Origin of the sequence: Mesorhizobium sp. B263B2A, from assembly GCF_020165775.1 — a bacterium.
Classification (GTDB): Bacteria; Pseudomonadota; Alphaproteobacteria; order Rhizobiales; family Rhizobiaceae; genus Mesorhizobium; species Mesorhizobium opportunistum.
In genome coordinates this window covers 18,943-38,430 of record NZ_JAIUIU010000021.1, presented here as the reverse complement: position 1 = coordinate 38,430, position 19,488 = coordinate 18,943, and the positions used below count along the sequence as shown (strand labels likewise).

Here is a 19,488-nt window from a genome sequence, read left to right as displayed (position 1 = left end):
CTTTAGGCGCGATCCAGAAGGCCCGTGGGCTCATTGGTCGCGTGTGTGCCTCTGTTATGCGTCCGCTCGTAAAGCTCGCGGACGATTCGGCTGGCGGTAGTCTCAAACAGAAATGGCAAGAAAGCGTGAACGAGCGCGGCACTGGCCGCCATCAGCAGGCGCGAGGAGAACCAGCCGGCAAAGGCCATGTGGCTGAAATAGGTCTCGCCGACCTTGGCCGGATGAGACGTGAAAATCCTTGCGACCGACATGCTGGCTCCCCTTCAGCGCTTCAGGTTCCGATATGAGTATCCTGACACGCTTTGCAGGTTCATTGGTCTCAAAATGTCCTTGTGTTTTGCCATTTTGTGGGACACACATCCCACATGGCGCTGAATATCGATGAAATCGACCGGAAATTGCTGACCGAATTGCAACGCGACGGCACGCTGTCGGTCGACCAGCTGTCGGAACGTGTGGCCTTGTCGCGCAATGCCTGCTGGCGGCGCGTCAAGCGGCTCGAGGAGGATGGCGTCATCACCGGCCGGGTGGCGCTGGTCGATGCCGAGAAGCTCGGACTTGGCCTTTCGGTGTTCATTCTGGTCCGCACGTCCAATCACGATCCCGACTGGCTGCAGAAGTTCCGCGCGGCGGTGACCGGTCTTTCAGAGATCACCGGCGTCTACCGCATGTCCGGCGATCTCGACTATGTCCTGCGCGCCCGCGTCGCCGACGTGAAAGCCTACGACCGGCTGTACCAGCGGCTGATCGCCAAGGTGGCGCTGTCGGATGTCTCCGCCTCTTTCGTGATGGAGGAGATCAAGGAGACGACGGTGGTTCCTATGGAAGTGCGCTAAGGTGTACTCAGGCCATACTGATGCCTGAAAGAAAGCCGTTGATAGGCTTGCGGGCGAATTGACCGAATCGGCAATCGCGCCGATAGGATCGATTTTATGCGCGCAGCCCTCCAAAACTCCTCCGTCATCGGTCCAACTGTCGGCGTCGTCAGGTTGCCGCATGCTGAAGGACTACCGCTTCCCGCTTACGAAAGCGCCGGCGCCGCCGGCATGGACCTGCGCGCGGCGGTGCCTGACGACCGGCCGCTGCTGATCCTGCCGGGAAAGCGCGCTCTTGTGCCGACCGGGCTGATCCTCGAAATCCCCGAAGGCATGGAAGGCCAGGTGCGGCCGCGCTCCGGCCTGGCTTTCAAACATGGTCTTACCGTCCTCAATTCACCGGGCACGGTCGACAGCGACTATCGCGGCGAGGTGAAGGTGCTGCTGATCAATCTCGGCGACGAGGATTTCGCCGTGACGCGCGGCATGCGCATTGCCCAGCTGGTTTTCGCCGCGGTGACGCAGGTGGGCGTCGAAGAGCGCTCACTGGCCGGCGGCACGGCGCGTGGCTCGGGCGGGTTCGGATCGACCGGCACCGCCTGATGCAAATCCCAAAGCTGGTCATCTTCGACTGCGACGGGATCCTGGTCGACACGGAGAATCTCGCCAACCGACGCCTCGCCGAATGGCTCACCGCGGCCGGCTATCCAACGACGTTCGAATATTGCCGCAAGAACTTCTCCGGCCGCAGCATGGTGTCGGTGCAGAAGGAGATCGAGGCGCAGACCGAAGTCCGGCTCGGTGCCGACTTCGTCGATCGCTGGAACGCCGGCCTGCCGGACCTGTTCGCCCACGGCGTCGAGGCAATCCCCTATGTCCGCGAGTTCATCGAGGCGGTTCGCGCGGCCGGCATCGCCTATTGCGTCGCCACGTCGGCCCGGATCTCGAAGATGCACATCACGCTTGGCCAGACCGGGCTGTTGCCGCTGTTCGAACATGCGATGTTCAGCGCCACCATGGTCTCGCGCGGCAAACCGTTCCCCGACCTGTTCCTGCATGCGGCCAAGACGATGGGTTTTCCGCCTGCCGACTGCATCGTCATCGAGGACAGCGTCGCCGGCACGCAGGCCGGCATTGCCGCCGGCATGCGGGTGTTTTCCTACCATGGCGACCCCTATTCCGACCGCGATGGCCTGATCCACGCCGGCGGCATCCTGTTCGACGACATGCGCGAACTGGCGGGACTGGTGCCGATCCACTGATCCGCCGGGCTTGATGGACGGGCTGGACGCCGTAGGGCGCTGTGCTACGGTCCGTGCGCCCGACAGCCGAGGCGTCCATGCCAACGAATCTCTTTCGCTTCATCATCGCCTTGGTGCTGCTGCCGTTCTCGTGGGCTGTAGCCGGAGCGCAAGCCGTCAGCTTTCCGGATCTCGGCAGCGCGCTGCCCGGCCGCGCCGATGTGATCTATCTCGATCTTGCCAGGATGGTCATCCCTGATCTCGCCGCGGACAAGGACGGCTTCTACAAGGGCGGGTCGCCCATCGACATGCGCCACATCGAGGGACCGGACGATGGCGGTTCGCCACCCGAGACCTCGGGCTTTTTCAATGCCGCGGTGCTGGCCATCAAGGCCGGCGGCAAGGACCGGCTGGCGATGCTGTTCGACCTTGGCGATTCTCCCGACAGCGCCGAGGGCTACGCGGTGCTGGCGCTCTACGACATCACGGCCAAGCCGAAATTGCTCGACGCGGCCAATGTCGCGGTCGACCGCAGCACCTATTTCCGCGAGCCGAACAAGCTTTCGATCGGCGACGGAGACGACGCACTCATAACCATGAGCGCGCATTTCAATTCGAACCAGAACTATGTGGCGACGCCGCTGATCATGGTTGCCAAGGACAGGTTCGAACTGGTCGACATGATCTATACGCTCGATGAGAAGCTATGCGCCTACAGCCGCAGGCAGGACATCGGGTTCCAGACCATCGCTGACGGACAGCCTTATGCCGCTATCAAGGCGACAGTCACCGACACCACCGTGCCGAGCCGTGAAAGCTGTGACGAGGCCGCGCCCAAGGCTGCGTCGCACGAGATTTCCGTCACCTACCATTGGGACAAGACGCATTACGTCAAGGATTCCGACGCGTTCGAAAGATTGGCAGCAGAGAACGAGAAACGCTTCTGAACCCCGCGCATTCGTTTGCCCGGGCAAGGCGGGCAAGCTAAAATCCGTGCCATCGCACTGCACACTATGGGGGAATTGCCATGGACAAGGGTAAGATCTTTCGCGACCTGCATGCCTCGACCTTCGTCATGCCCAATCCCTGGGATGTCGGCACGACGAAGCTGCTTGGCTCGTTCGGCTTCAAGGCGCTGGCGACGACCAGCGCCGGCTTTGCCTTTTCGCGCGGCCTGCCGGATGGCGCCGTGACCTTCGACCAGATGATCCATCATTGCCGCGACGTGACGGCGGCGACCAGCCTGCCGGTTTCGGCCGATCTCGAAAAAGGCAAGGGCGACAGCGCCGAGCAGGCCGCCGAGACGATCTTCGCGGCGGAAGCGGCGGGTCTTGCCGGCTGCTCGATCGAGGACCACACCGGCGATCCCGACAAGCCGATCTATGATTTTGCCCACGCGGTCGAGCGCGTCGCGGCGGCGGTGGAGGCGGCGCGGGCGCTGAAGCGCGATTTCGTCTTCACGGCGCGGGCCGAGAACTTCTTGTGGGGCAAGTCCGACCTCGACGACACCATCAAGCGGCTGCAGGCCTTCGAGCAGGCCGGCGCCGACGTGCTCTATGCGCCTGGTATCAGCGATATCGAGATGGTGCGCACGATCTGTTCGGCGGTGAGCAAGCCGGTGAACGTACTGGCTAAACCGGGCTTCACCATCGCCGATCTCGCCATGGCAGGGGTCAAGCGTATCTCACTGGGGTCGTGGCTGACCAATTTCGCCTACGGCATGCTGGAGACGGCGGCGCGCGAGATCCAGCAGGATGGCACGTTCGGCTTCACCCGCGCCGCCATGCCGTTCGGCAAGTTGCAGGCGCTGTTCCGCGAGTCCTCATGAACAGGCCGGGCGCATGATGCTGGCCGTCGTCGACATGCAAAGCGGCGGCGCGCCGCTTAGGATCCCTACTGGTGGATTCCTGCGCCGCTGAGCCGAGTTAGAGCAATTCCAGGAAAAGTGTGACACGGTTTTCCGTCCGGAATTGCGTAAAAACAAAGAGATAGAGCGGTTCGCCGTTTCCGTGAAACGGTGAAATGCTCTAGTCCCGCGAGCGGTGTGCCGCTTCGCGCGCCGAAATCGCCTTGTGCAGGTGCACCATCATGGCGGCGGCGAAAAGCGGCGTCACCAGGTTGAGCAGCGGCACGGCGAGGAAGGCTGCGATGACCAGCCCGGCGAGGAACACCGTTCCGGCATGGTGCCTGCGCAAGGCCCTGGCCTCCTCCTCCGGACGGAAGCGCATGGCGGCGAATTCGAAGAATTCCCGCCCGAGCAGATAGCCGTTGACGATGAAGAAGGCGGCGATGTTGATGCCCGGCACCAGCAGAAGCAACAGGGCGACGATGTTGCCAAGGATGACGACGCCGAAGAACTTTATCGCCAGCACCAGCGAGCGCAGCGCCGGCATGGCGCGGCCGGGCGGATCGGCGGGATAGTCGGTGCGCTCGACCACTTCGGCGACATCGTCGAGGAACAGGCCGGCGATCGCGGCCGTGACCGGCGCGACGAGCAATGCCATGCCGAAAGCGAGCGCAATTGCCGCAATGATGCCGCCCAGCCAGCCGGCCCAGGACGGTATGCCCGGCAACAGCGTCTGCAGCCATGGCAAGGCCAGCCATTCGACAAGGCTGGTCAGGCCGAACCACAGGGCGACCAGCGCCAGCAGGGTCAAGCCCAGCGTCTTGAGGAAGACGGCCCGAAAAGGCGACGAGAGCAGCTCAAGGGCCGCGGTACGGGCAGCGTCGAAAATCACCGTGCTTCAACCCTCGATGAGCAGACACCGCCGAATGGACGGACGCTCCCCGAGATAGGCAGCCCAAGCCATGAGCACAAGCGCGCAGCTATCTTGCAAGCGCCGGTTTGCGAACCGGGATGGTCATGGCCGCGACGCCGGCAACGACACAAGCCATGCCGAGCCATACAGTCGGCCCCAGGGTTTCGCCGAGGAAGACAGCGCCGATGCCAACGCCGATCGGCACGCGCAGATAGGCCTGCGACGTCGTGCCGACCGAGCCCAGCGTGTGGATGAGGCGGAAATAGATGACGAAGGCGAGCGCCGTCGAGAATATCGAGAGGCCGAGCAGCGCCAGGATCGACGCCAGAGATGGCGTGAGCGTCCAGGGCTGGTCCACCACCAGGCTGAGCGGCACCAGCATAACGGCGCCGCAGAGCATGGAACCGGCGGCCGGCAGCATCGGATCGAGGCCCTTGAAGCCACGGCCGAAGATCGCGGCGCCGGCATAGCAGACCGTCGCCACGACGATGGCGACTTGTGCCCAGAGTTCATGACCGAGACCGCCCAGCGCTTCGGTACCGATGATGAGGCAGATGCCGGCAATGCCGGCGCCGACACCGACCAGTTTGCGCAGCGTGACCTGTTCATGGCGGGTGATCAGCGCGGTGAGCAGGAAGGTGAAGATCGGCGACGTCGCGTTCAGGATGGTGGCGAGGCCGGCATCCACCGAGCGCTCGGCGGCGGCGATCAGCGTGAACGGGACGACGCTGTTGAGGCATGCCTGGAAGGCGAAGCGGCGCCAGTTCGCCGCGTCTGTGGGCATGGCAAGCCCACGCCAATGGATGATGGCCAGAAGAATAGTGCCGGCAATCAAGGTGCGGGCGGCAATGAAGGTGATCGGCGGGATCGTCTCGACGCCGATCTTGATGAAGGTGTAGGAGGCGCCCCACAATACGGCCAGCACGCCGAGCAGCGCCAGGTCGGTCGTTGTATCGTTTCGTGTCGGCATCCGCTGGCTCGCCTTCGGGCTGTGATCGAACAGGCCAGAGTTGTAGGCAAGGTCGCGACAAAATGCTTCGGCCACGGTCGAATTGTCGTAGCGCCTCACGTGGATGCGCTGGGATGATCCGCCAAAGTTGAGTGCCGCGCTCTAGGCAAAGCCGTTTCGAATCGCTAGACCCGCGCCCGGCCTGCGTGGCAAGAAGCTGGCTCTGGTTTTTGGCGGAGATATTGATGCCGGATTATGACGTGCTTTGCATCGGCAATGCCATTGTCGACATCATCGCCCAGTGCGAGGAGGAATTCCTCGAAACCAACGGCATCATCAAGGGCGCGATGAACCTCATCGATACCCACCGCGCCGAACTGCTCTACAGCCGCATGGGTCCGGCGATCGAAGCCTCCGGCGGCAGCGCCGGCAACACGGCGGCCGGCGTCGCCTCCTTCGGCGGCCGAGCCGCGTTCTTCGGCAAGGTTTCCAACGATGCGCTGGGCGAAATCTACGCGCACGACATCCATGCCCAGGGCGTCGCCTTCGACACCAAACCACTCAAGGGCGAGCCGCCGACGGCCCGCTCGATGATCTTCGTCACCCCCGATGGCGAGCGCTCGATGAACACCTATCTCGGCGCCTGCGTCGAGCTCGGGCCGGAGGACGTCGAGGCCGACAAGGCGTCTGGCGCCAAGGTCACCTATTTCGAAGGCTATCTGTGGGATCCTCCGCGCGCCAAGGAAGCGATCCGGCAGACGGCCAGACTGGCGCACGCGGCAGGCCGCGAAGTGTCGATGACGCTGTCGGATTCGTTCTGCGTCGATCGCTATCGCGACGAATTCCTCGAGCTGATGCGCTCGGGCACCGTCGATATCGTCTTTGCCAACAGCCACGAGATCAAGTCGCTCTACCAGACATCGTCGTTCGACGAGGCGCTGGCGCAGATCCGCAAGGATTGCCGAATCGCCGCCGTGACGCGGTCCGAGAAAGGCTCCGTCATCGTGCGCGGCGACGAGACCGTGGTCATCAAGGCCACCGCCATCAAGGAGCTGGTCGACACGACCGGCGCCGGCGACCTCTACGCCGCCGGCTTCCTGCATGGCTACACGCAAGGCCGCGACCTCAAGACCTGCGGTGACCTTGGCTCGCTGGCGGCCGGATTGGTGATCCAGCAGATCGGGCCAAGGCCAAGGCAGAATTTGCGCCGCGAGGCCGAGCAGGCGGGGTTGTTGTAGGGGGCACTTTTTCCTTCTCCCCCTGTGGGAGAAGGTGTCGCCGAAGGCGACGGATGAGGGGTGCTCCAGCTTGACAGGACGGCGATCCGTCACGCACCCCTCATCCGTCTCGGCGCTGCGCGCCGATCCACCTTCTCCCACAAGGGGAGGAGGAAAAAGCGCCCCGCTGCTCACCGTCGCGTCACTGTCACATATCGCTCCTACACGAAATCGCGAGCCTCCCGCGACTGACATTTCGGGGCGCCCGCAATCAGATGGGATGTTCAAAAATGCAAGGCAGCAAGCTGTCGGGCGGCGCGGGTCGTTGCCGCCGCGATCTTCGTTTTCAGCACTAGAAATTCAGCAACCGGCCGCAGCTAAGGGAGGAGCGCGGCCCGGAAGACAGATGCATGAACAGATTTCAGACAACCGGTCTCGGGCAGGACGACTTCGCGGAGATGGTCGCGGAGGACGTCGAACGCGCGCTTGCCCACTATGACGAGGCCATAAACCAATCCACCGTGGTCTCCGTCGGCAAGATTGCCGGCAGCATAGCGTCCGCCGTCACCTCGCTATCGCCGAAACACCAGCGCGCCATCGATACCATCCATGCCGACCTTCCCGGCCTTGCCCAGAAATTCGTGCGCGCGCTCGCGGCTGAAGCGGCGCGCCGCAGCGAAGCCGGCACCGCCGGCCTGCCGGTGCCGTTGTCGGCCGGCGAACCACCTTCCCCGCAATCCGACGACCTCGAATCGATGCTGATCGAGGACTGGGCTGGCCGCGTCGCCGGCTCGACCTATCTGGAAGAAAACCTGCGCATCGCCCGCTCGACCCTGCACCGCTGGCAACGACGCGGCGATGTCATCGCCTTGCGCAAGGGCGGCCGCAAACACGTTTTCCCGCTGGCGCAGTTCGTCGACGGCAGGCCGGTGGCAGGCATAATCGACGTGCTCAAGCTGATCGGCAATCCGAGGCTCGCCTGGCTGTGGCTTACACGCCCGGCGGCGCAACTCGACGGCCGCATACCGATCGATCTGCTGCGAGCGGATCAGGTTGACGAGGTGGTCGAGGCCGCGCGGGTTTTCGCGCCGGGCTGAGCTTCGCTGGAAAAGCGTTCACAGGCTCACAATCGGCTCTTGCCTGCTGCCCGGATCGCCGCTCAAGTCCCCGCCGTATAGGCCGCGATCGCCGCCATATTGACGATGTCGCTATCCTTGGCATTGAGCGACACGATCTGCACCGGCTTGTTGAGGCCGACCAGCAGTGGGCCGATCACCGTCGAGCCGCCGAGTTCCTGCAGCATCTTGGTCGAGATCGAGGCCGAGTGGAAGGCCGGCATGACCAGCACATTGGCCGGGCCGGTCAGCCTGATGAACGGGTATTGTGCCATGGCGCGTGCGTTGAGCGCGACGTCGGCGGCCATTTCGCCGTCATACTCGAAGTCGACGCGGCGCTTGTCGAGGATGCGCACGGCCTCCTGGACGCGCTCGGAACGCTCGCCCTGCGGGTGGCCGAAGGTGGAATAGGCGAGCATGGCGAGCCTCGGCTCGTAGCCCATGCGGCGGGCAAAGCCGGCCGCTTCCTCGGCGATGTCGGCGATCTGCTCGGCGTTGGGCATGTCGTGCACGGCGGTGTCGGCGACCAGCACGGTCTTGCCTCGCGCCAGCACGATCGAGACGCCGATGACGCGGTGACCAGGCTTGGCGTCGATGACGCGGCGGATGTCGTCGAGGGCGGTGGAATAGTTGCGGGTGACGCCGGTGACGATGCCGTCGGCATCGCCCAGCGCCACCATGCAGGCGGCGAAGTGGTTGCGGTCGTTGTTGATCAGGCGCTGGCAATCGCGAAACAGGAAGCCTTTGCGCTGCATGCGTTCGTAGAGGTAGTCGGTGTAGATGCCGTTGCGGCGCGACAGCCGGGCATTGATGATCTCGATGCCTTGCTTGTTGAGGTCGATGCCGGCGTGCTTGGCGTTCTCCTTGATGACGTCGTCGCGGCCAAGCAGGATGGCGGTGCCGAGTTTCTGGTTCACATAGGAGACGGCGGCGCGCATCACCTGCTCCTCCTCGCCCTCGGCGAAGACGATGCGCTTGGGCTGGCGGCGCACGCGGTCATAGATGCGCTGCAAGGTGGAGGCGATCGGATCGCGCCGGGCGGACAGTTCCTGCGCGTAGCGGTCGAGGTCGAGGATCGGCTTGCGGGCAACGCCCGAATCCATCGCCGCCTTGGCCACCGCGAGCGGAATGGCCGAGATCAGGCGCGGGTCGAACGGCACCGGGATGATGTAATTGGGTCCGAATCTCGGCCTGTTGCCCTGGTAGGCGGCGGCGACGTCGTCGGGCACGTCCTGGCGCGCCAGTTCGGCGAGGGCGCGCGCGGCGGCGATCTTCATGTCGTCATTGATGGTGGTCGCCCGCACATCCAGCGCACCGCGGAAGATATAGGGGAAGCCGAGCACGTTGTTGACCTGGTTGGGGTAATCGGACCGCCCCGTGGCCATGATCGCGTCGGTGCGGATCTCGGCCACTTCTTCCGGCGTGATCTCGGGATCTGGATTGGCCATGGCGAAGATGATCGGGTTCTTGGCCATCGACTGCACCATGGCGGTCGTCAGCGCGCCCTTGGCGGAGAGGCCGAGGAAGACGTCGGCGCCGTCGAGCGCTTCGGCAAGGCTGCGCCTGTCGGTCTTGACCGCATGCGCCGACTTCCACTGGTTCATGCCTTCGGTGCGGCCCTGGTAGACGACGCCCTTGGTGTCGCACAGGATGATGTTTTCCGGGGCAAAACCCATCGCCTTCATCAGCTCGATGCAGGCGATGCCGGCGGCACCAGCACCGTTACAGACCAGCCTGGTGGTCTTCATGTCGCGACCAGTGACCTCCAGTGCGTTGATCAGGCCGGCGGACGAAATGATGGCGGTGCCGTGCTGGTCGTCGTGGAAGACCGGGATATCCATCAGCTCGCGCAGGCGCTGCTCGATGATGAAGCATTCCGGCGCCTTGATGTCCTCGAGATTGATGCCGCCGAAGGAGGGGCCGAGGTAACGCACGCAGTTGATGAACTCCTCGGCATCCTCGGTGTCGACCTCGAGATCGATCGAATCGACATCGGCGAAGCGCTTGAACAACACCGCCTTGCCTTCCATGACCGGCTTGGAGGCCAGCGCGCCGAGATTTCCCAGACCGAGAATGGCGGTGCCGTTGGAGATGACGGCGACCATGTTGCCGCGCGTCGTGTAGTCGAAGGCGCGGCTCGGATCCTCGGCGATGGCGCGCACCGGCACGGCGACACCCGGCGAATAGGCGAGGCTGAGATCGCGCTGCGTCGTCATCGGCTTGGTGGCGACGATCTCCAGCTTGCCGGGCCGGCCCATCGCGTGGAATTCGAGCGCTTCCTGCGCGCTGACGGACGGACCGCTGTTCTCGGTTTTCCTGGCCATGATGTCTTGATTTCCTCGCCGGTGCAGCACCTCCTTGAAGCGGGTGCCTTGTTTCGGTCCGAATTAAGACCACGCGCCGCCGCGTGTAAACCGCCAGCGCGCGGGAATCGCAGGCCGGCGCGCAAATGCCGGCAAGCGGCCAGCCAGTCGTCCCCTGCTTTTCGAGGCTCCGGCATTAAACCGGGCAATCACATCTGCTAGCGTGCCGCGCATGAATATGCACAGCCCGAACGAGCCAGACGCCCCCGAGGCGATGACGCCGCCGCAGCCTGGTGCGGCCGCCGTCACGCCGATGATGGAGCAGTTCATCGAGATCAAGGCGGCGAACCCGGATTCGCTGCTGTTCTACCGCATGGGCGATTTCTACGAGCTGTTCTTCGACGATGCCGAAAAGGCCAGCCGGGCACTGGGCATCGTCTTGACCAAGCGCGGCAAGCACCAGGGCCACGACATTCCGATGTGCGGCGTGCCGGTGCACGCGGCCGACGACTACCTGCAGAAGCTGATCGGCCAGGGTTTTCGCGTTGCCGTCTGCGAGCAGATCGAGGATCCGGCCGAGGCCAAGAAGCGCGGCGCCAAATCGGTGGTGCGCCGCGACGTGGTGCGCCTGGTGACGCCGGGCACCATCACCGAGGACAAATTGCTGGCGCCGTCGGAATCGAGCTTCCTGATGGCGCTCGGGCGGGTGAAGGGTGGGGCGGACCATTCCTTCGCATTGGCCTGGATCGACATCTCGACCGGCGCCTTCCGCGTCGCCGAGACCACCGCCGAGCGGCTGCTGGCCGACATTTTTCGCGTCGATCCGCGCGAGCTGATCGTCGCCGAGCCGGTGTTCCACGATGCCGAGCTGAAGCCGGTGTTCGACGTGCTTGGCCGGGTCGCCAACCCGCAGCCGCCATCGCTGTTCGATTCGGCCTCCGCCACCGGGCGCATCGCGCGCTTCTTCGACGTGGCGACGCCGGACAGCTTCGGCACGTTTTCGCGCGCCGAACTGTCGGCGATCTCGGGCGCCATTGCCTATGTCGAGAAGACGCAGAAGGCCGAGCGCCCGCCATTGTCGCGGCCCGAGCGCGAGGAACAGGGCTCGACGCTGTTCATCGATCCGGCGACGCGTGGAAATCTGGAGCTGCTCCGCACACTGTCCGGCAGCCGAGAAGGCTCGCTGTTCAAGGCGATCGACCGCACTGTGACCGGTGGCGGCGCCCGGCTGCTCGCCGACCGGCTGATGGCGCCGCTGACCGACCCGGCAGCGATCGGCGCGCGCCTGGATTCGGTGTCGTTCTTCCGCTCCGAAACGCGGCTGTGCCAGGCGGTGCGGACAAGCCTGAAGAGCGTCGCCGACATGCCGCGCGCGCTTTCCAGGCTGGCGCTCAACCGTGGCGGCCCGCGCGACCTCGGCGCATTGCGCGCCGGTTTCGAGGCGGCCGGCGCCATCGCCGAAATCTTTGCCGCGACCGCCCTGCCCCAGGAATTGGCGAGCGCACTCGCCGCCATTCATGCGCTGCCCCAGGCGCTGGCCCGGCATCTGACGCAGGCGCTTGGCGAGGAGTTGCCGTTGCTCAAGCGCGACGGCGGCTTCCTGCGCGGCGGCTATCACGGCGAACTCGACGAGATGCGGGCGTTGCGCGACGAGTCGCGAAAAGTGATCGCCGGGCTGGAGCGCTCGCTGATCGAGGAGACCGGCATCCGCTCGCTGAAGATCCGGCACAACAATGTGCTGGGCTACTACATCGAGGTGACCGCCAACCATCATGCGGTGATGACCGGCAGCGATGGCGCCAAGGCGCGCTTCATCCACCGCCAGACCATGGCCAATGCCATGCGCTTCACCACGACCGAACTCGCCGAACTCGAGACCAAGATCGCCAATGCCGCCGACCGGGCGCTCGGCATCGAGCTCGCCGCCTTCGATGCGCTGACGGCGGAAGCGGTCGGAGAGGCGGAAAAAATCCGCGCCGGCGCCGATGCGCTCGCCGTGCTCGACGTCTCGGCGGCATTAGCGCTTTTGTCGGAAAGCGAGGCCTGGTGCCGGCCGGTGGTGGATTCGAGCCTCGCCTTCGACATTGCAGGTGGCAGGCATCCCGTGGTCGAGCAGGCCCTGCGCCGTTCGGGTGACGGCCCCTTCGTCGCCAATGATTGCGACCTTTCGCCGGAGGGGAACGCCAAAAACGGCGCGATCTGGCTTCTGACCGGCCCCAACATGGGCGGTAAATCGACGTTCCTGCGGCAAAACGCGCTGATCGCCATCCTCGCCCAGACCGGCTCGTTCGTGCCGGCGGCATCGGCCCATATCGGCGTCGTCGACCGACTGTTCTCGCGCGTCGGCGCTTCCGACGACCTGGCACGCGGCCGCTCGACCTTCATGGTCGAGATGGTCGAGACGGCGGCGATCCTCAACCAGGCCGGCGAGCGGGCGCTGGTGATCCTGGACGAGATCGGCCGCGGCACCGCCACGTTCGACGGCCTGTCGATCGCCTGGGCGGCGGTGGAATATCTGCATGAGAAGAACCGCTGCCGGGCGATCTTCGCCACCCATTTCCACGAAATGACCTCGCTCGCCGGCAAGCTGGCGCGGCTCCACAACGTCACCATGCGCGTCAAGGAATGGGAAAACGACGTCGTCTTCCTGCATGAGGTCGGCAAGGGTGCGGCCGACCGCTCCTACGGCGTCCAGGTGGCGCGGCTCGCCGGCCTGCCGGAAGCGGTGGTCGACCGGGCCAAACAGGTGCTGCACCAGCTGGAGGAAGGCGAGGTTTCCGGCAAGACCAACCGGCTGGTCGACGATTTGCCGCTGTTTTCCGTGGCGGTGAAGCGCGAAGCACCGAAGCCGGTCAAGAGCGATGCCCTGGGCGCCGCGCTCGGCGAGATCAATCCCGACGAGATGACGCCGAGGGAAGCGCTGGAGGCGCTGTATCGGCTGAAGGGGTTGATGTAGCCGGTAAGGGCTGGCGGGACAGCACCCCCCTCTGCCCTACCGGGCATCTCCCCCGCAAGGGGGGAGATCGGCAGCTCCCGCGCTCCGCTCACCCTACACTGTTGGTGATTGGCGAAAGCCAAGGTTACGTCCAATCTCCCCCCTTGCGGGGGAGATGGCCGGCAGGCCAGAGGGGGGTGTGAAGGAACGCGACCTGCGCTGTCTAGATCATCTCCAGCCCGCGCTTGCGCGTCGGCGGCGGGAAGGCGCGGTCGAGATCGGCGAGATCCTCGCGCGTAAGCTTGATCTCGAGCGCGGCAAAATTCTGGCGGACGTGCTCCTGGCTGCTGGCCTTGGGAATGGCGATGACGCCGTCCTGCTGCATCACCCAGGCCAAGGCGATTTGTGCCGCGGTGGCGCCATGGCGGGCGGCGACCGCGTCGAGCCTGGCATTGCGCGCCAATGCACCCTGTTCGACCGGCGAATAGGCCATCAGCGGAATGCCGCGCTTGCGGCTCCAGGGCGCCAGATCGAACTCGAGGCCGCGCCGGACCAGATTGTAAAGCACCTGGTTGGTCTGGACATTACCGCCATCGGGCAAGCCGGCGAGGTCTTCCATCTCCTCGATGTCGAAATTGCTGACGCCCCAGTGGCGAATCTTGCCGGCTTTCTTCAACGCCTCGAAGGCTTCGACCGTCTCCGCCAAGGGCACGCTGCCAGGCCAATGCAAGAGATAGAGGTCGATGCGGTCGGTGGCGAGGCGCTTCAGGCTGTTCTCGCAGGCGCGCTGCACGCCCGCGCGCGAAGCGTTCGACGGCAGAACTTTCGAGACCAGGAAAACCTCGGCGCGGCGCCCGGCTATGGCTTCGGCCACGACCTCCTCGGCACCGCCGCTGGCATACATCTCGGCGGTGTCGATCAGCGTGACGCCGAGATCGAGGCCAAGCTTGAGAGCAGCGACCTCGTCGCCACGGCGCCTGATATCCTCGCCCATCTTCCACGTGCCCTGGCCGAGCACGGCAATGGCTTCGCCGGAGGGCAGCGTGGTGGTTCTGACGGTCGATGGCATGGCAGGCTCCGTTCGGGGCCGGATCGCATCACAGGCCGGGCGAGAAATCCAGAGGCGTTCTCGCCCCCGGCGATCTGTCGGACCCCTATTTAACCGGATGGGCAGCAAGCCAGTCCTGCATCTGCTTGATCTCGGCCTCCTGCGCGGCGACGACCGCCTCGGCCAGCTTGCGGATTTCGGGATTCTTGCCATTGGCAAGCTCGACCTTGGCCATGTCGATGGCGCCCTGATGGTGCGGGATCATGCCTCGGACGAAATCGACGTCGGCATTGCCGGTATACTGCGAGGCCATCATGCCGGCGTGCATCTTGTCCATCGCCGCCTTGTAGCCCTCGGTCGACGGGCTTTCCGCGCCCATTGCCATGCCGGTCATGTCGTGTTTCATCTCTTCGCTTTGCGCGGGGACGCTTTCGAGGAAGACGGCAAGCAGCATTCCGGCCGCCATCAGCAAAAGCACGAGTTTCTTAGCCAAGGTCATTCATGGTCTCCTGTTGCAAGGATTCGGTATTTGGGGGCTCGGATCAGAGTTTCAACGTTCTCAGCCGCAATGCGTTGGCGATCACCGACACCGACGACAGGCTCATCGCCGCCGCCGCCAGCATCGGCGACAAAAGCGTGCCGGTGAGCGGATAGAGCACGCCGGCGGCGACCGGTACGCCAAGCACATTGTAGAGGAAGGCGAAGAACAGGTTCTGGCGGATGTTGCGGATGGTGGCCTGGGCCAGCGCGCGGGCCCGCACGATCCCGTTGAGATCGCCCTTGACCAGGGTGATGCCGGCACTTTCGACCGCGACATCGGCGCCGGTACCCATGGCGATGCCGACATCGGCGGCGGCAAGCGCGGGTGCGTCGTTGACGCCGTCACCGGCCATGGCGACGCCGGCGCCCTTGCCGCGCAACTCGTCGACGAGCGCTGCCTTCTGTTCCGGCAAGAGCCCGGCGCGCACCTCATCGATACCGAGGCTGCCGGCGATCGCCTTGGCCGTGCGTTCATTGTCGCCGGTGGCCATGATGATCCTCAAGCCGCTGTCATGCAGGGCCTTGATCGCCTCGGCGGTGGTCGCCTTGACCGGATCGGCAACGGCGACGATGCCGGCCAGCCTGCCGCCGACGGCGACGAACATCGCCGTCTTGCCGTCGCCCTGCAATGCCTCGGCGCTGGCCGCAACGGCGGAAACATCGACGCCGAGGTCGCGCATCATCGCGGCGTTGCCGAGCGCGACCTTCTTGCCCGACACGGTGCCTGAAACGCCCTTGCCGGTGGTCGCCTCGAAATCGCCGACGTCGGCGACGGTCACGCCGCGCGCCGCGGCGCCTTCGACGATGGCCTCGGCCAAGGGGTGTTCAGACCCCTTCTCGAGACTTGCCGCAAGCCCCAGCAAGTCGTCCTCGGCAAAGCCGCTGGCAGTTACGATATCGGTCAGCTTCGGCCGGCCTTCGGTCAGCGTGCCGGTCTTGTCGACGATCAGCGTGTCGACGGAGGCAAAGCGTTCGAGTGCGGCGGCCTCCTTGATCAGCACGCCGGCAAGAGCGCCGCGCCCGGTGGCGGTCATGATCGACATCGGCGTGGCAAGCCCAAGCGCGCAGGGACAGGCGATGATCAGCACCGAGACCGCCGAGACGACGGCGAAGACCAGGCTGGGCTCGGGGCCAAGGACCGCCCAGGCGATGAAGGCCGCGACGGCAACCAGGACGACGGCTGGAACAAAGTAGAAGGAAACGCGGTCCGCCAACCCCTGGATCGGCGCGCGCGAGCGCTGTGCCTTGGCGACGAGTTCGACAATGCGCGCGAGCGTGGTCTCGGAACCGATCCGTTCGGCGCGCATGATCAGCGAGCCTTGCCTGTTGAGCGTGCCGCCGGTCAGCGCGTCGCCTTCGGTCTTTTCGACCGGCAACGGCTCGCCCGTGATCATCGATTCGTCAATGGAAGAGCGGCCTTCGAGCACGGTGCCGTCGACCGGCACGGCTTCGCCCGGCCGGATGCGCAAGCGGTCCCCGGCCTTGACGCCGTCCAGCGGGACGTCGCTCTCGGAGCCGTCTTCGGCGATCCGTCGCGCTGTCTTGGGCGCCAGATCGAGCAAAGCGCGGATTGCCGAGCCGGTCTTTTCTCGGGCGCGCAATTCCAGCACCTGGCCGAGGAAGACCAGCGCGACGATGACGGCGGCGGCCTCAAAATAGACCGGCACCGCACCGCCATGGCCGCGGAACTGATGCGGGAAAATGTCCGGGAACAGCGTGGCGACGACGCTGTAGAGATAGGCGGCACCGACACCGAGCGAAATCAGCGTCCACATGTTGGGGCTGCGGTTGAGGATCGATTCCCAGCCGCGATGGAAGAAGGGAAAGGCGGCCCAAAGCACCACCGGGCTTGCCAGGGCCAGCTCGATCCAGACCTTTGTGCGATCCCCGACCAGTCCCTCGAACGACAGGCCGACCATCGGCGCCATGGCGACGATCAGAAGCGGGATCGACAGGGCCGCGCTGACCCAGAACCGCCTGGTGAAGTCGACCAGCTCCGGATTAGGCCCTTCATCGCCAGTCGGAACGCCCATTGGCTCCAGCGCCATGCCACAAATCGGGCAGGCACCGGGCTTGTCGCGGACGATCTCGGGATGCATGGGGCAGGTGTATTGCGTACCCTTGGGCATCGGCGCCTGCGCCGGCCTGTCGCCGAGATAGGCTTGCGGGGCCGCCTCGAACTTCGCCTTGCAGCCGGCGGAGCAGAAATAGAAGCCCTGGCTTTCATGGCGGACAAAGTGCCTGGCCGTGGCGCGCTCGACGCCCATGCCGCAGACCGGGTCGGTGGCCGTCAGGTATTTCTCCGGCTCCGCCTGGAATTTCGTGCGGCAGCCTTCGCTGCAGAAATGATAGAGCCGGCCGCCATGTTCTGCTGTCGGCTTGCCTGCGGCCGGATCCACGGTCATGCCGCAGACAGGATCGCGCAGGACCGCGCCCACGTCCACGGCCCCGTTTTTCGGCGCGCAGCAGCCGCCATGCGTGTGATGATCGTGATCTGAATGCGCCATTGCGAAGGCCTCTTTCCAACTGCTTCCAGCCGGAGGTAGTGCTTCCAGTAACTGGAAGGTCAAGGGCTGTTTTGATTATTCGTATTTCGAGGCTCAACCCGGCTGTTCGCCCAGAAAAAGTCGACATTCCGTAGCGCTGCGTGTGCTAACGCTCGGCCCTCCGACAATAATTCAAATCCCGGTAGATCAATGAAATGTCTGGTCATCAATCTTGATCGGTCTCCCGACCGGCTCGCCCACATCACGGCGGAGTTTGCCCGCATCGGCATCGCCTTCGAGCGAATCGTCGCGACCGATGCCCGTGACCATCCTGAGTTGGCGCTGCAGCCACAATTTGCGATCTACGCCGTCCGGCACCTGTCCTCCAGCGAGGTCGCCTGCATGCACAGCCATCGCGCCTGCTGGTCGATCATCGCGCAAGACGATGCCCCTTATGGCGCCGTCTTCGAGGACGACGTCGTGTTCTCCGCGAAAGCCGGTGCCATTCTGGCCGATAGTGGCTGGATTCCGGCCGACGCCGATGCCGTCAAACTCGAAACATTCTTCAGCAAGACCATGATCCAGAGGAAAAGGATCGCCGTCGGCAACGGCTTCTCCCTATTCAGGCTTCGCAGGAGCCATATGGGGACCGGCGGCTACATCGTCTCCAGGCAGATGGCGCGCGACCTCCTGGAAGCTACCGCGCAGGCCAGCGCAGCTGCCGACGATCTCCTCTTCAACCCCGCGTTCCCGACGTCGGCAAGCAAGACGATCTACCAGCTTGTTCCTGCACTCTGTGCGCAGGACCAGTTCGTGGGCGACAGATTGCCGAGCCTGCTTTACGAAGAGCGCGAAGCCGAATGGGTCGCAAGCGGGCTGACCATCAAGCGCAGAAAGCCCGTCGCCGAGAAGGTAAGGGTAGAAATCAGGCGGGTCGTCGAGTGGGTCGTCGATCACTGCAAGCTGCGGCATTATACGGTCGTTGCGCTCGATCCTCCGGCGGAAGAGCCGATGTCTTGCCAGGCCGCCGGCGGCAACGAGAACGCGCTTTAGACGCCCAAAGGGCAAGACCGATCCGTATCCGAAAGCCCGGTAGTTTTGGTTCAGGCACTGCTTCGAACTTGCTGTGGCCGGCAAAGTAGAAATTGACCATTTCGGCACTATCATTTCATCACGGCGCAAAATACTCTTAAAAAGTCAACAGACACCGGCTCCGGTGTGCTAGAGAACGCCGCCACTCCCGGAAGACAACGATTTCGTCAAATGAAGCGCCTGGTCATCAATCTCGATCGATCTCCCGACCGACTTGTCCACATGACATCGGAGTTCGCCCGCATCGGCATTGGGTTCGAGCGGGTCGCGGGGATCGATGCCCAGGAACATCCCAATCTGGTGCAGCAGCCGCAGCACGCGATACATGCCATCCGGCCCCTCGCCGGCAGCGAGATCGCCTGCCTGCATAGCCATCGTGCCTGCTGGACGATCATCGCCCAGGACGACGCCCCGTACGGCGCCGTCTTCGAGGACGACATGGTGTTTTCCGGCAGAGCCGGTGCGTTGCTGGGCGATACGAGCTGGGTTCCGGAGGACGCGGACGTCGTGAAGCTCGAGACGTTCTTCTCCAGAACCGTGATCCAGAGGAGAAGGGCCCCTGCCGGACACGGTTTTTCCACGGTCCGGCTCCGCAAGGGCCATCCAGGGGCTGGGGGTTATCTCCTCTCGCGGCAAATGGCGCGCGAGTTTCTGGAGGCAACGGCGCAAGTCAACATAGCTGTCGACGATCTCATCTTTAACCCCGCTATGTCGGCCGGCAGGAATATCTACCAACTTGTTCCCGCCCTCTGCGCGCAAGACCAGTTCGTCGGCTACAGGCTGCCGAGCCTGCTCGACCAGGAACGAGATGCCGCGCGGACCGCGAGTGGGCTTATGACAAGGCAGAGGAAGCCGACGGCGGTGAGAATCAGCCGGGAAGCCGGGCGGACCATGAGGTGGATCGCCGACTTCTGCAGGCTGCGGCGGCAGATTGTCGTGCCCTTCGGCCCCATCGAGGCAATCGACTAAGCCAATTCCGGGCTGTCGG

General features: G+C 64.5%; 17 protein-coding genes. 10 read left to right on the top strand and 7 right to left on the bottom strand.

The window, feature by feature from the left end:
- Positions 1–2: 2 nt before the first annotated feature.
- Entirely contained in the window at positions 3–251 is a 249-nt protein-coding gene (locus LB568_RS26250) for a DUF6356 family protein (RefSeq protein WP_013891417.1), read from the bottom strand.
- 114 nt (positions 252–365) lie between these two features.
- On the opposite strand from LB568_RS26250, the gene LB568_RS26245 reads away from it, so the two are divergent.
- From LB568_RS26245 to LB568_RS26225, 5 genes are all read left to right on the top strand, one after another.
- On the top strand, positions 366–836 hold the full coding sequence (locus LB568_RS26245; RefSeq protein WP_013891418.1) for an Lrp/AsnC family transcriptional regulator: 471 nt from the start codon (positions 366–368) through the stop codon (positions 834–836).
- A 96-nt stretch (positions 837–932) separates the two neighbouring features.
- The gene (gene dut, locus LB568_RS26240; RefSeq protein ID WP_013891419.1) at positions 933–1,418 is read left to right on the top strand and encodes a dUTP diphosphatase; all 486 of its coding nucleotides are present in this window, start codon (positions 933–935) and stop codon (positions 1,416–1,418) included.
- Positions 1,418–2,077: an HAD family hydrolase gene (locus tag LB568_RS26235; RefSeq protein ID WP_013891420.1), complete on the top strand. Its 660-nt coding sequence runs from the start codon at positions 1,418–1,420 to the stop codon at positions 2,075–2,077. Before dut ends, LB568_RS26235 begins: the two co-directional genes overlap by 1 nt.
- A gap of 77 nt (positions 2,078–2,154) precedes the next feature.
- Positions 2,155–3,003, top strand: a complete 849-nt coding sequence (locus tag LB568_RS26230; protein WP_224731642.1) for a hypothetical protein — start codon at positions 2,155–2,157, stop codon at positions 3,001–3,003.
- 80 nt (positions 3,004–3,083) lie between these two features.
- Positions 3,084–3,884 carry an isocitrate lyase/PEP mutase family protein gene (locus LB568_RS26225; RefSeq protein WP_224731641.1) on the top strand — a complete coding sequence of 267 codons (801 nt, stop codon included), beginning with the start codon at positions 3,084–3,086 and terminating at the stop codon, positions 3,882–3,884.
- Between the two features lie 199 nt (positions 3,885–4,083).
- Here LB568_RS26225 and LB568_RS26220 read toward each other — a convergent pair whose 3' ends face one another.
- Positions 4,084–4,794 (bottom strand): sulfate transporter family protein, encoded by a 711-nt coding sequence (locus LB568_RS26220; RefSeq protein ID WP_224731640.1) that lies wholly within the window; start codon positions 4,792–4,794, stop codon positions 4,084–4,086.
- 88 nt (positions 4,795–4,882) lie between these two features.
- A complete protein-coding gene (locus LB568_RS26215) occupies positions 4,883–5,785 on the bottom strand; it encodes a DMT family transporter (RefSeq protein ID WP_224731639.1) in 903 nt (300 codons plus the stop codon).
- Positions 5,786–6,009: 224 nt separating this feature from the next.
- Between LB568_RS26215 and LB568_RS26210 the strand changes: the two genes are divergently transcribed.
- Both LB568_RS26210 and LB568_RS26205 read left to right on the top strand, forming a co-directional pair.
- A complete protein-coding gene (locus tag LB568_RS26210) occupies positions 6,010–7,002 on the top strand; it encodes an adenosine kinase (RefSeq protein ID WP_140570392.1) in 993 nt (330 codons plus the stop codon).
- 389 nt (positions 7,003–7,391) lie between these two features.
- Positions 7,392–8,078: an antitoxin Xre/MbcA/ParS toxin-binding domain-containing protein gene (locus LB568_RS26205; RefSeq protein WP_224731638.1), complete on the top strand. Its 687-nt coding sequence runs from the start codon at positions 7,392–7,394 to the stop codon at positions 8,076–8,078.
- A gap of 62 nt (positions 8,079–8,140) precedes the next feature.
- On the opposite strand, the gene LB568_RS26200 is transcribed toward LB568_RS26205, so the two are convergent.
- Positions 8,141–10,420 carry an NADP-dependent malic enzyme gene (locus LB568_RS26200; protein WP_013891427.1) on the bottom strand — a complete coding sequence of 760 codons (2,280 nt, stop codon included), beginning with the start codon at positions 10,418–10,420 and terminating at the stop codon, positions 8,141–8,143.
- Between the two features lie 211 nt (positions 10,421–10,631).
- Here LB568_RS26200 and mutS point away from each other — a divergent pair, with 211 nt between their 5' ends.
- Entirely contained in the window at positions 10,632–13,355 is a 2,724-nt protein-coding gene (gene mutS, locus LB568_RS26195; RefSeq protein WP_224731637.1) for a DNA mismatch repair protein MutS, read from the top strand.
- Between the two features lie 202 nt (positions 13,356–13,557).
- Here the strand turns inward: mutS and LB568_RS26190 are convergent, their stop codons facing one another.
- The 3 genes from LB568_RS26190 to LB568_RS26180 form a co-directional block, all read right to left on the bottom strand.
- The gene (locus LB568_RS26190; protein WP_224731636.1) at positions 13,558–14,403 is read right to left on the bottom strand and encodes an aldo/keto reductase; all 846 of its coding nucleotides are present in this window, start codon (positions 14,401–14,403) and stop codon (positions 13,558–13,560) included.
- 85 nt (positions 14,404–14,488) lie between these two features.
- Positions 14,489–14,881, bottom strand: coding sequence for a DUF305 domain-containing protein (locus tag LB568_RS26185; RefSeq protein ID WP_224731635.1), 393 nt, complete (start codon positions 14,879–14,881; stop codon positions 14,489–14,491).
- 43 nt (positions 14,882–14,924) lie between these two features.
- Positions 14,925–17,429, bottom strand: a complete 2,505-nt coding sequence (locus LB568_RS26180) for a heavy metal translocating P-type ATPase (protein WP_224731634.1) — start codon at positions 17,427–17,429, stop codon at positions 14,925–14,927.
- 189 nt (positions 17,430–17,618) lie between these two features.
- Between LB568_RS26180 and LB568_RS26175 the strand changes: the two genes are divergently transcribed.
- Entirely contained in the window at positions 17,619–18,461 is an 843-nt protein-coding gene (locus LB568_RS26175; protein WP_224731633.1) for a glycosyltransferase family 25 protein, read from the top strand.
- Between the two features lie 210 nt (positions 18,462–18,671).
- Positions 18,672–19,469, top strand: coding sequence for a glycosyltransferase family 25 protein (locus LB568_RS26170; RefSeq protein ID WP_013891433.1), 798 nt, complete (start codon positions 18,672–18,674; stop codon positions 19,467–19,469).
- Positions 19,470–19,488 lie beyond the last annotated feature (19 nt).

Coding starts and splice junctions, on each gene's coding strand:
- mutS (WP_224731637.1), top strand. CDS start 10,632: ATGAATATGCACAGCCCGAACGAGCCAGACGCCCCCGAGGCGATGACG.
- dut (WP_013891419.1), top strand. CDS start 933: ATGCGCGCAGCCCTCCAAAACTCCTCCGTCATCGGTCCAACTGTCGGC.
- LB568_RS26225 (WP_224731641.1), top strand. CDS start 3,084: ATGGACAAGGGTAAGATCTTTCGCGACCTGCATGCCTCGACCTTCGTC.
- LB568_RS26210 (WP_140570392.1), top strand. CDS start 6,010: ATGCCGGATTATGACGTGCTTTGCATCGGCAATGCCATTGTCGACATC.
- LB568_RS26200 (WP_013891427.1), bottom strand. CDS start 10,420: ATGGCCAGGAAAACCGAGAACAGCGGTCCGTCCGTCAGCGCGCAGGAA.
- LB568_RS26170 (WP_013891433.1), top strand. CDS start 18,672: ATGAAGCGCCTGGTCATCAATCTCGATCGATCTCCCGACCGACTTGTC.
- LB568_RS26250 (WP_013891417.1), bottom strand. CDS start 251: ATGTCGGTCGCAAGGATTTTCACGTCTCATCCGGCCAAGGTCGGCGAG.
- LB568_RS26190 (WP_224731636.1), bottom strand. CDS start 14,403: ATGCCATCGACCGTCAGAACCACCACGCTGCCCTCCGGCGAAGCCATT.
- LB568_RS26180 (WP_224731634.1), bottom strand. CDS start 17,429: ATGGCGCATTCAGATCACGATCATCACACGCATGGCGGCTGCTGCGCG.
- LB568_RS26205 (WP_224731638.1), top strand. CDS start 7,392: ATGAACAGATTTCAGACAACCGGTCTCGGGCAGGACGACTTCGCGGAG.
- LB568_RS26185 (WP_224731635.1), bottom strand. CDS start 14,881: ATGACCTTGGCTAAGAAACTCGTGCTTTTGCTGATGGCGGCCGGAATG.
- LB568_RS26235 (WP_013891420.1), top strand. CDS start 1,418: ATGCAAATCCCAAAGCTGGTCATCTTCGACTGCGACGGGATCCTGGTC.
- LB568_RS26215 (WP_224731639.1), bottom strand. CDS start 5,785: ATGCCGACACGAAACGATACAACGACCGACCTGGCGCTGCTCGGCGTG.
- LB568_RS26230 (WP_224731642.1), top strand. CDS start 2,155: ATGCCAACGAATCTCTTTCGCTTCATCATCGCCTTGGTGCTGCTGCCG.
- LB568_RS26175 (WP_224731633.1), top strand. CDS start 17,619: ATGAAATGTCTGGTCATCAATCTTGATCGGTCTCCCGACCGGCTCGCC.
- LB568_RS26245 (WP_013891418.1), top strand. CDS start 366: ATGGCGCTGAATATCGATGAAATCGACCGGAAATTGCTGACCGAATTG.